Genomic DNA, 12252 nt, shown 5'->3' with positions numbered 1-12252 from the left:
GGTGATATGGCACAGAGAAAGCGACGCAGCGCACACCACGAACTTTAGAGCCACCAAGGATTGCGCCCGGTTTGTCTAGTCCTCGCTAGCGAGGACTAGACGAGGAAGGAGCGACTTTGCCAATGGGCAGAGTCTGCCTTTCTGGCAGCTACGGGGTCGCTATAAGCGCTGCGCGCTGAACCTGTTCAGACACTCGGAAACAAGTTCCTCGGTCTTCACAGGTCCATATAGGGGAGGGGTATAGGAATGATTGAGATTAGCGACAAAGTGATTCATCGCAGCGTGCTGACGCTAAAAAAGCACCCGCAGCATGAGCTGTACAATTCGCCGCTGACGGCTGCGGAGTTGGCTGCCCTGGAAGACAGCATAGCGAAGACGGGAATCCAGGAGGCGTTGCTGATCCGGACGGACGGAACGATTATCAGCGGCCATCATCGAAGGAGTCTGGCCATGTCTCTGGGATTGCCAGAAGTGCCGGTGCGTGAAGTGTGTTGCGATCCGACAGAGGCACTTTATTTACTTGTCGCATCGAATGAGGCAGGCCGGGGCAAGAAGGAAACGGACCTAATGAAGAAAGCCCGCAGGGTTCAGGTGCTGTATGAGTTTGGCCGCAGCAAGGGCTGGAACGCTCCTTATGGCTTCGGAGAGGCAGGCAAGCTGTCTGAGGAAGAATACGCCGTGAAACGGCTGATAAAGCTTCTGTACCTGCTTCCGAAGCTCCAAAGGGAGGTATCCGCCGGCAGAATCGGTCAGCAAGCGGCGTATAAGGTGGCAGGACTCAGCCAGCTGCAGCAAAAGAAGTTCCTGGCCGCATACGAGATGCGAGGGGTTATGTCGTCGAAAGAGATCCAGAAACTTGTAGAAGAGTTGGACGATTATGAGCCGCGCGTACTCCGGAATGCAGAAAAGAAAAAGGAGAACATCCGGAAGCTAAAAGACCGGGTGGCCAATGATTTAACGTTTCTTATGTCCGAAGCCATCGAAGATGACGAGCTGCAGGGGGAACTTATTGATCTACTGGAGCCAAAACTGTTTACGCTGCTGAGGCACTAGCATCTAGTTAATTGATAACAAGGTAGGAGGCAACGATGGGGGAAACGACAGTAGAAGTTCAGGTAGAGAAAATCTTTAAGCATACCAGGCAGGGGAGCTTCGGAACCAGGGCGAGGTACAAGGACAGTTGCCTGATGTTCGTCCGGTTCTGCTCGGAAAATTTTAAACTGCAGAACATCCGGAATCTGCATGACAAGCACCTGGCTGCGTTCATTCAGGAACGCCAGAAAGCCGGTATAGGGGCCAAGACCATCAAAAACGATCTGACCGCGCTGCGTTATCTGCACGATCAGGTTCAAAAGCCACGGTACAGCCTGTCCGACAATAAGCAGCTGCAGGAACAGTTTGGCGTGAAGCTGGAAAAGACGACACAGGTTAACGGGGATCGTTCCTGGACGGACAGCGAGTACAAGGAGATGCTGCGGATCGCGGAGGAGCTGAAGCAGCAGGACATTGCGGACTGTCTGAAGCTGGCGCGCACAATGGGGCTGCGCGTCACTGAAGCGGCGGCTGTAAGCCGCGCCCAGGCTGAATATGCGCTGCGTACAGGCGTGTATCAGGTCAAGGGGGAGGCGAAGAACGGGAAGCACCGGGAAGTGGCTCTCAGTGCTGAAGGAAGGGCCATATTCGAACGCAGGCTGAAGCACACGGATCGCGGCAGGCGGTTGTTCATCGGCCAAGGCGAGAAGACGCACAAGGTCGTGAACCGTATGCAGAAATTCGTACAGAATCATCGGGATAAGGTAATTACCGGGGAAGGATTGGCTAATCGAGTAGACAAACGGGACGGATCGGCAAGGGAGCTGACGTTCCACGGCCTGCGTTACAGCTACGTGCAGGAACGAATGGATCAGGAGCTGGCCAAGGGCTACAGCCGTGATGTGGCGGCGCTGAAGGTCAGCCGTGAGGTTGGCCATGAGCGGATCGATGTAATCAAGATTTACGAGGGCGGAAAGCAAAAAAGCTAAGCAGCTGCTTAGCTCTTCGAGCCCTCGTACTTTTCAAGCACATACCGCATTCCTTCTTCAATGAGATCGTTAGCGTTAACCTTCTCGTTGCGCTCAACAGAGAGCCTAAGAGCCAGGAATTTGATTTGATTGTAAAGTTCTTGTTCCAGCGTTGTATTGATTGATATTCGAGCCACTATAGATCACCTCTGAGCGTCAGTATAGCAAAAAAAGAGCATTTGACAAAGCTATGTAGTTGATACTATTATATAGCCATATAGTCAGCTATACAACTATATAACTATGTCAGGAGTGATTAAAAGATGAAACAGATGAAATTCATGGTGTTAATCGAACACGATTTTGCAGCTCAGAATTACGCAGGATACATCCCGGCGCTGCGTCTTTCAGCGGTCGGGGGGACGAAAGAGGAAATGCTCCAGAACCTCAAGGATGTCGTCAGCATGGAGCTGGAGAAGGTTTCTGAGATTACGTATCATGAACACTCTTATGAAGTGCTTCAGGTGGAGGGAAGTGTTTCCGTAAAAGGGGAGAACTGAATGGGTCCTATTAAAATAATGCTCGTCGTGTACGTCGCCATCATTCTTCTTATGGTGAGCTTCGATCTTGGACTTTACGTGAAAGCCAACGAGTCCGTGAAGCGCGGACTGGATAAGGCGATCGATTCGGGTATTACACTTGGAACCGATCGGAAGGATTACCAGGATGGCAAACTCAGACTGATTGAAGGTGATCTGTACAACGGTGTCCGATCGGTTTTTCGAGAAAATATGAAGCTAAACGCGAACATGAGTAGCGATGTGTACAAAAATGGGAGACTGGAAGTTTCGTTGCAATATAGTCCCGACGGTTCGCCGCGAGTCGTTGCCAAATTCACATGTGATGTGATTATGGTCTCGGGCCGATTGGTCGGTCTGGACAGTCAACCACTGAGCGTCACGAAGATCACGCCGTACAAAAAGGAATACAAGTAGTGAAATTCTGGGAGTTAAGATGTTAATCTGATTAAGCCAAACAAGGGACTTTGAGAAGTTTCAAGAATCTAGGGGGATAAACCAATGAAAAAGTATATGTTAATGCTGTTAAGTGTTGTACTGGCCTTTGGTGTAGCGTCCGGAGTGGCAGCTGCTGCAGAAAAGGCGGTTGTTGTGAAGGTAAACGGGGCGAATGTGGTGTTTCCGGATGGAAAGCCGGTAATGGAAGAGGGCCGGGTCTTGATTCCTGTACGCTTCGTATCTGAAGCGCTGGGAGCCAAGGTAGATTACAAGAATCGCACGGTCGTGATTAAACAAGGCGAAACAAGTCTTTCGCTGAAGGTAGACAGTGCGATCGTTACGCGCGGATCGGAGCGAATCCTCCTGGATGTGCCGGCTCGGATCAAGACCAATCGTGTTTACGTTCCGTTACGTTTCGTTTCTGAAGCGCTGGGGGCTCAGGTGGACTGGAACAAAGTCAAAGCCCTGGTGACGATCACGACGGGATCCGCGTCCACGAACCCGGACACACCGAAGACTGAGGAACCGGAACCCGTGTTCAAGCCGTTTGAGTGGGAAGAGTACACCGAATTGGGCGAAGCCCTGTTCAAGGACAACATGAAGTATAAGAACGGCCAAGTGACGTTTATCGTTCCTGAAGGAACCTATGCAACGTATAACGGCAATAAACAAACGATCAAGCTCGTGCCAGGAAAATCCTATACGTATCCTGCTGGAGTTGGGACAGTCACCTTCTCCAAAATTTATGCGAAGGAAGATCACATTGAGAATTATGGATTGTCGCTCGATGTGAACCGGGATTTTTTGTCTAATGAATTTTCTCATGTCAAAAATGATGTGGTTATCACGCATACGATTATAAAAAATGGAAAGATGTTCAGCACAGCAGGCACCCTCACCGAGGTTATTGCTGCAGCTCAATCTTTGTGAGGTAACGGCCCATGAAACGACTCATAACCCTTGTACTGGCACTCGTTATTCTCATTTCTTCGTTTACAGCGTCTGCAGGAGCTGCAGAACCGATGCTTAAACCTCATTTACCTGATGCGGTGTGGGATTATGGGCATAGCGATATTGACCTAAGCGGATATATTCCAGCCCTGGATGCTACAGTTGTACGTCCGTGGGAGCTGGCCAGATGGACAGGGATTTTCAGTTTCCCTGATGGAGCTACGACCAAGATCGGAAACTATGACGTGTTCAATGTGAAACGTCAAGCAGCTGACCCGAATTTCGATAAAGAAAACGGCTTTGGCTTGGTCTTCAAGAGCCAGGCGGCGCTTGGCGATCTGTTCGATGCGATTATGGCCAACCAGAGTGTAGGAGCCAAGCAGCGTGCGTATTATCGCAATACTTTCATTCAATCCGCGGATGATCCAGACTTTAGAAGTGGCCATCAATTTTATTATGAAGTGGGCGGCTTCTGGTTCCTTCGCACGTCCGGAATTGTACAGCGGATGGGTATCAAGTTCTCGGAGACAAAGAAGATCAGCGAGGACGAACGCCAGGCGCTGTACGAGGTCACGCCGTGGCCGACGCTGAAAGCGACAGCGGCCAACGGCAAGCTGAAGCTGGACTACAAGGGTTACGGGGTGGCAGAGCGCAACATCCGGATTGTAGCGACGGCAAAAGGCGCGTTTCCGGATCTGAAGAATGTCATCAGCCTGACCGGGGGCAAGCTGATCAACACGTCAGCAGAAGCCCAGAGCGGCACGCTGGAGGTCGATTACGCGGAGCTGGCTGAAGCGTACGGCGACGAGATCGATGTCGTGATGGATGACGGCTACGGCCGCACGGTGGTGCAGACGGTGAGCCTTCCGAAGATGCTGAAGGCCATGGACTACATCCCAACAAAGCTGACGCTGACCGAAGGTAATCAGCTGTGGCTGAAGTGGAAGTACGTCGGTGAGGACTTCAAAGCCGGTGACTACATCGATGGCCGGGGCATTCCGGATATTGCGACTGTGAAGGTCAGCGGTCCGGAGTCGAACCAGCAGACGTTCCAGGAGATGTTCAGCAGCTTGCCCGATACCATCAAGAACGGCCAGGAGTACAATCACTACCTGGGCAAGGTGGAAGTTGGCCGTACGCCAGGCAAATACAAGATTTCTGTGAATGCGTTCGTAAACAATCCGAGTCACCAGGCAAGAGCTGCGGAGATTCCAGTCGAAGCGTACCGCAACAATGAGATCAGCGCCGAATTTGAAGTGGAGCTGCAGGAAATCGATCTTGTCGCACTTTCGATCACGGCTTCGCCTTCACGGATCAAAAAGGGGGATTCCTCAAGCATTACGGCCAAGGTGGTCAATCGCAGCGAGGAAGATCAGAAAGAGGTTCTGATCCGGATCAGCGCCGGCAAGGATACGATCTACGAAGTGAAGAAGGACATGCCGGCGAACAAGGAAATCAGCGTCGGGCCTGTGAAGTGGACAGGCCGTGAAATCGGCTTGCATAACATGACCGTTCACGTCGATCCGGATGGAGTCGTTCCGGATGTGAACGAAGGAAACAATATGGCGTCTACGGGCTGCATGGTTACTGGCGGCGACGTGACTTCGGACACGACGTCCTGCAGCAACAGCAAGCCTACGGCAATGGCTTTTTCAAACTGGCAGATTACCTATCCGTACATTGTTCGCATATTACCGATTTCCAGACCCGTTTGGGAATACGAAGATGTGACGTATCGGGAGAATCTGACCGTCACAACGGAGGTCAACACACGCCAGGGAATACCGACAGATAAGGCGAATCCGAAGGAGAGCGATGTCGACAGCCGGGGCAGCTGGGAGATCATCCCGTGGGCCAAGAAGAACGGCCTGAACCCGAATGAGGTCACACGCGCAGGCTACGGCTACGAGCTGAAGGTCACGACGAATTATAATACCAACTGGGAAAAGCTTGTTCCGAAGGGGCTCAAAGGGACGGCGAAGAAAATCGGCGGCACGTACTCCGGTCCGAAGCCAGGAGAGGTCATAGCGAAATTCTACGACCGCAAGGGAAATTACTTCAAGACGGTAACCCTGGAGCGCACCAGCGGCGGCAACACAGGCACAGCCACCTGGGAGCTGCCTGAGAGGGAACACACGTTTATCACGGGTGAGACGATTCGTAACCGCAAAGTGTTCACGGACATGGACTGGAGCGACGGGGATGTAGCCGTCCGAGTGTTCGTGAGAGCTGAAGACTCCTACGGCGACTTGTTTGCTTGTACGATCAATAAGGTGAGAATCTTTGGCAGTATGTTTGAAGACAGCCAAAATGTAAGGCAACGGAATTAACAGCAAAAAACCGCCCGATTGAATCCGGGCGGTTTGATTTTCACACGGCATATGACAGCCCTGAGTGGCCCTGTATTCGATCTTAGGGGCCTTCTGCATAGTTCAGTAAGGGCTAAGGTTCTGGAGAGGGCTTAGAAACGAATTTAGGAGGGGTAATCAGTCATGTTTGAAAGAAATCCTAGTAAATGTTACTAGATATGTGGTAGAATTTGACCAACAAAGCAAAAAAGCCAGTTTCACGGCGAGGAGCTCCCCAGCTCCTATGCTGTTTGACCGACCTCCATCGGCGAAACAGGTGCGCATGAACATGACTTTCTTACTTCATTGAATCTTTAATGCAATGTACTCACATTGTACTGTAAATATTGCAGGGATTCAATAGGGTCTAAGATATAAAATGTTGAGGCCTCCTGAACCGTATGATGCGGATCGGGGGGCTTTTTTGGTTGCACTGGATTCAGCGCAAAGCCTTACGGGGCAAGGCGTTAATCATACATACAACAGCTAGAAATAACCGAATAAGAGGCGTTCGAAATGGAATTTTTTGAAAAAATACATGTCGGAGGCTTGATTTTCTATTGCCAAAAAAGGGAGAGAGGGTGAAAACCGTGGGGCCAAGACAATCAACCGGCATATCCACGAATACGGTCGTGCAGGCGTCTACGACCAAGCAGAAAGCCGATCAGAACCAAAGGTACAAGGATCATCGCAAAGCTGCGATGGCCGAACGCAGAAGGGCCAACACGGTCTATGGTGCGCTGACCTATCGTTGTTCCAACTGTCCGAATACCGTCCGGGTTCATGAAGAAATGGGAGAACGGAAGGTTCTCTGCAGCAAGTGCAATCAGGGCTTTTTCACGCAGCTGGTGAAGGATGATCGGAAGCATTTAGCACATCCAGGGGATTTCGCTACGAAGCGGAAAAGCCGGTCCAGGAAGAAACGGGGAGGTGGAATGAATGAAAGGATCTCGCGGCGTTCCCATGTCGTCTGTCTATAAGCGAAAGAAGAAGCCCAAGCCGCCGAAGCCAGAGCAGCGGGCCTACAAATACCGGTGTCTATACGGCCATATCCGGATTGAAAAAGAGGCGTTAGGAAGGCCGCTGCCTCATTGCCCGGCCTGCTCACAGGCCGGGCGGACAAGCCCATTTAAGTACGTCGGGAAGTATACGATTCCCAAGGATCAGCTGAAGAAATCGAAATTCAACTAAATACCGGGCGCTCAATGCCACCCAAAACGACGTAAAACGCTGTGGGGTAAGTCGTCCCCACCCCCTCGAAGAGAGCTGCAGGAAAACGTAGTGCGAGCGTGTCTGAGGGTGACAAGTGCCGTTAGAGGGTGAGACAGGGTATATTACGTAGATGCACACCCCTGCATCTTTCCTAGATGGGCGTTGTGACTCCAACGACCCAAATCCCGTCCGTGTGGGCCTCAAGAGCCCAGGCTGGCCAACAGAGTTAGGATATGACTATGCGCGATAAAGCACGACCTAGGCGCGCCTGATGTTGGTAAAAGGCGAAGCGACTGGCAACCCGATATACGCCAGACTTCGTAACAGTCTCCCGTGTATACGGGGGGCTGTGGCTCGCTCCCTCCTCCCCTCTACCGCCAGCACGCCAAAACCCATTTGTCAAGCAGAAAATTCGAGCCACAAACGCAGGGGTGGGCGTGGGGAGAATGTTTTAAATCAAAAAGGCGGGCGGAGCCCGGCGACCTTTTTCAGTGGTCCTGTGGATAGTTACTTTTCTATACTGAGTATCCACAAGCAAGACCTGGGTGAGTCGCCGGGGTGGTGTGGTTTTGTAGGTGGTTCACACAGCCGTAACGCGAATCGAGGCTTGTGGTAAACGTGGTTTTCGTTTTCCACACGGCGAGATGAGCGGTGCGGAACCGGAGCGAAGCGACGGCCACCCATCAAGGCGACGAAAGCAGCAGTCACAACAAGGATTTTAAGCCAGGTGCGTAGAAGTTCTACTCCAGTGAGGTGATAGAACGTGAAGGAAGCGCCGCTGAATCTTGTGTATACGACCGCAGAGATTGCGAGAATGCTCGATGTGGGTCGCTCGACACTCAATAAGTACGCACGTAGCATGGAGGATGCCGGTTATGTCTTCACGAAGGACGAACATGGCAACCGGGCCTATACGGATCATGACATTGTGGCGTTTCGGGTGCTGGTGGATCTCTTGGGTCGCCGAGCTGACTATGAGAGCGCCATAAATGCCACGGTTAGAGAGTATTCCAGGGTTTCGAGTAGCGATCCGCGGCTCCTGGTCGCTATGCCAAATAGTAGTGTGGAGATCGCTACATTACACGCTAAGCTGGATGAGCTGGCTCAGGCGATGGTCATGCTTTCCGGAAAAATCGATCAGATCATCGATGAGCGTGTCCGGAGTGAAGTTGCGGCGGCGGCGGCGGGGATCGGCGATCAGTTTAACGAGGTGTTGGGTGAAGTGCGGGCTGCCCAGGATCGGACGGATCAGAAGGTGGACGAGCTGCTGTCACGGGTGGAGGTTCACGGCAAGCGGAAACGGTTTTTTGGGCTTTTTTAGTCGGCAATGCCGACGCGGAGCGTGTGGCCATCTGGCGCACGCTCTTTTTTTACTGCAGAAAAGTGTAATTTATAATGTAATTTTGTAATGTAACGTAATATTACAATGTAATACAAAATTACAAATTACATTGACGATGTAATATTACAGGATTATAATAGGGATACCAAACTTGAAGGAGCGATGGCCATGAGTGCGATCACGAAGGAACAGGTTTTTGAAGCGGCGGACGCACTGTCTGCCGCCGGATTGCCGACGAAAGTAGCAGATGTGCGGCAAAAGCTGGGTAGAGGGAGTTTCAGCACGATCACGGAGCACTTGAGAGCTTGGAAACAGGCACATAAGGCGCCAGAAGCGCCGAAGAAGGACGAGCTGCCGCAGTCGGTCCTTGATCTTGCCGGCGGATGGTGGTCCGCTGCGCTGAAAGTAGCAACGGAATCTCTGGAAGCGGATCGGCAGCTCTTGGAGCAGCAGCGGCAGGAAATGGAGGAAGACCAGCGGGAGGCCGTTGCTTTTGCGGACAGCTTGCTCCTGGAGGGGGAGCAGCTGAAGGAGAAGCTGCAGGAGTCACAAACGTTACTAACTACGGAGCGCCTGGCTCATGAAGACACACGGAACAAGCTGCAGGCGGCTACAGGAGAGTTAATCGAGTATCGCGCATCCCATGAGAACATGCGGGAACGGACGGAGGATTTCAAGCGGCGCGCGGATCACTACGAAGCCCAGTTCCATAAGTCGGAAGAGGAAGTCAAGGAGGCGCTGCGGCGTGCAGCCGAGCAAGAAAACAAGATCATCCGCCTGGAAGGACAGCTAGAGAAGCTGCAGGCGGAATTGAATCATCAGGTGGAGAACCTGGTGGACGAGCTGGAGAGGGAACGTGCGAAGTCTGCAGAGGTGGCCAAAGCAGCTGAAGCGGATCGCGCTGCAGCTCAGGCCGCGCAGATCGAGGTGGCCAAGCTGCAAGGTGAGCTGTCGGCGGCTGCCAAGAAAAACAATAGAACGAACTCCTGACGGGAGTTCGTTTTTTATAGGGGGAAGAGGCGGCGTTTCATAAAGCATGCTTTTTGAGACTTGGAAAAACCATGAAAAAAATCGTATCAAAAAGTATATTTTTTGTAATTGAAACGTTTCTAAATACATGGTATACTTATTGAAACGTATTAAAGGAGGCAGCACGGCGTATGGTTGTAATGGCATACGGCAGGGTTTCGGCAAAAGATCAAAATCCGGAGCGTCAGCTCGTGAAATTTCGTGAATTGGGGGTTCCGGACCGATATACTTTCATAGATAAGCAGAGTGGTAAAGACTTTGAGCGTCCAAGATACCAGGCGATGCGGCTAATGCTGCGGGAAGGAGACTTATTGTACATAGACGCGCTGGACAGGCTTGGCAGGAATTACGATGGCATCATTAGCGAATGGAAGTACATTACCCGTGAGGTAAAAGCGGATATTGTATGCCTGGAGAATGAAACATTGTTCGATAGTCGGAAATTTAAAACGATGGGCTCGATCGGAAAGCTATTGGAAGATCAGTTTTTAAGTATGCTTGCTTATGTCGCAGAACAGGAACGTCTTAAAAACAGGACTCGCCAGGCGGAAGGGATCGAGGTGGCCAAAGAAGCCGGCATAAGATTTGGACGCCCTAAAGTGGAAATCAGCTCAGAGTTCGAAAGTGCTTATCGGGAGTGGAAATCAGGAAAGATCACGGCTGTAGCAGCTATGCGGAAAATTGGAATGTCCAAGCCGACATTTTACAGGCGTGTGGCGGAATATGAGGAGAGCAAGCAAAATTGAAGGGGAGTAACCGGATGACAATGGGGCAAACTAAATCTGATTTGGATGTGGCTTTAGATGAATTAAAGGACGCAATATTAACTCATCTTGATTCCAGGCAGCAACGACAAATGAAGGAATGGTTAAGTCTGTATTCAAGTTATTTGGCGAAAGAAAGCACGTTTAAGCCTATTACTGATACTATTAAGTATGATCCAGGGACTATTCTGGCCATTGAGTTAGGGTACAATCCTGGCTCTGAACATGGTGGCAATCACTATGCCGTTGTCGTTGAAGATAATTCAAAATCTTCTCCTGTGGTTATGGTCGTACCTTTAGGATCAGCGAAACCCGGGAAGTCTGTTCACTTTAATGATGTCGATCTTGGTGAAATTCCGGAAATAAATAAGCTAAGCAGGTACCCAGCTGGGACAAAGAGTATTGCTGCAGTAAGCCAGATGCGGTGCATTAGCAAATTAAGAATAAATGCGCCGTTAAGGTCGGGTGATCAGATAATTAAAGTTCCTGTGCCTAAATTGAAAGACCTTTATAACAAAATACAGAAGAGGTTCACCACAAAGGGGCTAAATAAAGTGACGTAAACCCACTTTGTTCACTATTCTGTTGCGTTTACGCAATGCTTAGCGTATAATGTACGGTACGGAAATAAAACACAGGTTCTCAACGTCGTTCGTTAGAGGCCCATTGCAATTTTTGCAGTAAACATACACAGACTCCTTCGAGGGGTCCCAGGAAGCCGCCAGATGCATCTGGCGGCTTTTCGCATTTTATATTTACATAATTCAAGGCGCAGAGTACAGCAGCTGCCTGCAGCAGGCAAGAAAAATAGATTTTGGCCAGAATCTGTTGTATGCTATTGGCATTACCAAGATTCAATGATTTTCTTTGTGGCCATCGCGCATCCAAAGAACAAGACGCATCCACAATCAGAGGGGTGCAATTCGTATGCTGTTTGGAGCTCATCGCTCCAGGCAATTTATTTTTGATGTAAGCACCACTAGGTATCTAGTATTTTCTTTGCTGACCGTATGGATCGGGCAGAGAACAAGTTAATGAAGATTGGCAATAAGTCTGTTTTTGCATGCCTATTTAGGCATGTCGAAAAGGGCTTTTTTTATTGCTTCCAAGCTGGTATGCAAAGGCACTGTGCCTTCTGTGTAGCAGCTTTTTTTATATAGATGATGAAGTTTTAGAAAGTTAGTTAATGCATTTGGCTAACACAGACAAATACCAAGTTCTACACCAGTCGCTTGCGACGGTGGTTGAGAGAAGTAGAACACGATGCTGCGTTTCGCCGGACGCTGCAGCGGATTTTTTTAATCGGCACGAAGATGATTTGACCCGAAGGGTCGGCCGCTTGCGGCAAGCCGTTGAGCTGGATCGTCGGGAGTCGAATGCGTAGCATTCGCCCGTTAGGGAATGACTCCATACACATTACTCATAGCACACAACCAAATATTGATGGGCCAAGAATGGCCAAACTTTAATGCTCGAATGCGTCGCTTTCTCTGTGCCATATCACCCTTGTGAGGGTGATATGGCACAGAGAAAGCGACGCAGCGCACACCACGAACTTTAGAGCCACCAAGGATTGCGCCCGGTTTGTCT

The 12252-nt window shown here is 50.5% G+C and carries 14 protein-coding genes; 11 read left to right on the top strand and 3 right to left on the bottom strand.

Features of this window, described 5'->3' with window-relative positions; translation table 11 throughout:
- Positions 1–246 precede the first annotated feature (246 nt).
- Both ACE41H_RS24605 and ACE41H_RS24600 read left to right on the top strand, forming a co-directional pair.
- Entirely contained in the window at positions 247–1053 is an 807-nt protein-coding gene (locus ACE41H_RS24605) for a ParB/RepB/Spo0J family partition protein (RefSeq protein WP_375358212.1), read from the top strand.
- Between the two features lie 35 nt (positions 1054–1088).
- Complete coding sequence (locus tag ACE41H_RS24600) at positions 1089–2021, top strand: phage integrase N-terminal domain-containing protein (RefSeq protein ID WP_375358211.1); 933 nt, start codon at positions 1089–1091, stop codon at positions 2019–2021.
- 8 nt (positions 2022–2029) lie between these two features.
- On the opposite strand, the gene ACE41H_RS24595 is transcribed toward ACE41H_RS24600, so the two are convergent.
- Positions 2030–2197, bottom strand: a complete 168-nt coding sequence (locus tag ACE41H_RS24595) for a hypothetical protein (RefSeq protein WP_375358210.1) — start codon at positions 2195–2197, stop codon at positions 2030–2032.
- A 126-nt stretch (positions 2198–2323) separates the two neighbouring features.
- Between ACE41H_RS24595 and ACE41H_RS24590 the strand changes: the two genes are divergently transcribed.
- The 4 genes from ACE41H_RS24590 to ACE41H_RS24575 all read left to right on the top strand — a co-directional run bounded on the left by ACE41H_RS24590 (position 2324) and on the right by ACE41H_RS24575 (position 6297).
- Entirely contained in the window at positions 2324–2560 is a 237-nt protein-coding gene (locus tag ACE41H_RS24590; RefSeq protein WP_375358209.1) for a hypothetical protein, read from the top strand.
- On the top strand, positions 2561–2995 hold the full coding sequence (locus ACE41H_RS24585) for a hypothetical protein (protein WP_375358208.1): 435 nt from the start codon (positions 2561–2563) through the stop codon (positions 2993–2995). It abuts the gene before it with no gap.
- Between the two features lie 84 nt (positions 2996–3079).
- Positions 3080–3946, top strand: a complete 867-nt coding sequence (locus ACE41H_RS24580; RefSeq protein ID WP_375358207.1) for a copper amine oxidase N-terminal domain-containing protein — start codon at positions 3080–3082, stop codon at positions 3944–3946.
- Positions 3947–3957: 11 nt separating this feature from the next.
- Positions 3958–6297: a CARDB domain-containing protein gene (locus ACE41H_RS24575; RefSeq protein ID WP_375358206.1), complete on the top strand. Its 2340-nt coding sequence runs from the start codon at positions 3958–3960 to the stop codon at positions 6295–6297.
- Between the two features lie 623 nt (positions 6298–6920).
- On the opposite strand, the gene ACE41H_RS24570 is transcribed toward ACE41H_RS24575, so the two are convergent.
- Positions 6921–7184, bottom strand: coding sequence for a hypothetical protein (locus ACE41H_RS24570; RefSeq protein WP_375358205.1), 264 nt, complete (start codon positions 7182–7184; stop codon positions 6921–6923).
- Between the two features lie 70 nt (positions 7185–7254).
- Here ACE41H_RS24570 and ACE41H_RS24565 point away from each other — a divergent pair, with 70 nt between their 5' ends.
- The 5 genes from ACE41H_RS24565 (at position 7255) to ACE41H_RS24545 (ending at position 11225) form a co-directional block, all read left to right on the top strand.
- Positions 7255–7506: a hypothetical protein gene (locus ACE41H_RS24565; protein ID WP_375358204.1), complete on the top strand. Its 252-nt coding sequence runs from the start codon at positions 7255–7257 to the stop codon at positions 7504–7506.
- 844 nt (positions 7507–8350) lie between these two features.
- Positions 8351–8848 (top strand): hypothetical protein, encoded by a 498-nt coding sequence (locus ACE41H_RS24560; RefSeq protein ID WP_375358203.1) that lies wholly within the window; start codon positions 8351–8353, stop codon positions 8846–8848.
- Between the two features lie 189 nt (positions 8849–9037).
- A complete protein-coding gene (locus ACE41H_RS24555) occupies positions 9038–9859 on the top strand; it encodes a DNA-binding protein (RefSeq protein ID WP_375358202.1) in 822 nt (273 codons plus the stop codon).
- Between the two features lie 170 nt (positions 9860–10029).
- Positions 10030–10644: a recombinase family protein gene (locus ACE41H_RS24550; RefSeq protein ID WP_375358201.1), complete on the top strand. Its 615-nt coding sequence runs from the start codon at positions 10030–10032 to the stop codon at positions 10642–10644.
- A gap of 14 nt (positions 10645–10658) precedes the next feature.
- The gene (locus ACE41H_RS24545; RefSeq protein WP_375358200.1) at positions 10659–11225 is read left to right on the top strand and encodes a type II toxin-antitoxin system PemK/MazF family toxin; all 567 of its coding nucleotides are present in this window, start codon (positions 10659–10661) and stop codon (positions 11223–11225) included.
- Between the two features lie 831 nt (positions 11226–12056).
- On the opposite strand, the gene ACE41H_RS24540 is transcribed toward ACE41H_RS24545, so the two are convergent.
- Positions 12057–12252: hypothetical protein (locus ACE41H_RS24540; protein ID WP_375358199.1), on the bottom strand; the 196-nt coding region annotated here is incomplete at its 5' end.

Source organism: Paenibacillus enshidis (genome assembly GCF_042136365.1).
Classification (GTDB): Bacteria; Bacillota; Bacilli; order Paenibacillales; family Paenibacillaceae; genus Paenibacillus; species Paenibacillus enshidis.
The sequence above is the reverse complement of the archived record's forward strand: the minus strand, read 5'-3'. Positions and strand labels throughout refer to the sequence as shown.

Coding starts and splice junctions, on each gene's coding strand:
- ACE41H_RS24605 (WP_375358212.1), top strand. CDS start 247: ATGATTGAGATTAGCGACAAAGTGATTCATCGCAGCGTGCTGACGCTA.
- ACE41H_RS24600 (WP_375358211.1), top strand. CDS start 1,089: ATGGGGGAAACGACAGTAGAAGTTCAGGTAGAGAAAATCTTTAAGCAT.
- ACE41H_RS24590 (WP_375358209.1), top strand. CDS start 2,324: ATGAAACAGATGAAATTCATGGTGTTAATCGAACACGATTTTGCAGCT.
- ACE41H_RS24585 (WP_375358208.1), top strand. CDS start 2,561: ATGGGTCCTATTAAAATAATGCTCGTCGTGTACGTCGCCATCATTCTT.
- ACE41H_RS24580 (WP_375358207.1), top strand. CDS start 3,080: ATGAAAAAGTATATGTTAATGCTGTTAAGTGTTGTACTGGCCTTTGGT.
- ACE41H_RS24575 (WP_375358206.1), top strand. CDS start 3,958: ATGAAACGACTCATAACCCTTGTACTGGCACTCGTTATTCTCATTTCT.
- ACE41H_RS24570 (WP_375358205.1), bottom strand. CDS start 7,184: ATGCTTCCGATCATCCTTCACCAGCTGCGTGAAAAAGCCCTGATTGCA.
- ACE41H_RS24565 (WP_375358204.1), top strand. CDS start 7,255: ATGAAAGGATCTCGCGGCGTTCCCATGTCGTCTGTCTATAAGCGAAAG.
- ACE41H_RS24555 (WP_375358202.1), top strand. CDS start 9,038: ATGAGTGCGATCACGAAGGAACAGGTTTTTGAAGCGGCGGACGCACTG.
- ACE41H_RS24550 (WP_375358201.1), top strand. CDS start 10,030: ATGGTTGTAATGGCATACGGCAGGGTTTCGGCAAAAGATCAAAATCCG.
- ACE41H_RS24545 (WP_375358200.1), top strand. CDS start 10,659: ATGACAATGGGGCAAACTAAATCTGATTTGGATGTGGCTTTAGATGAA.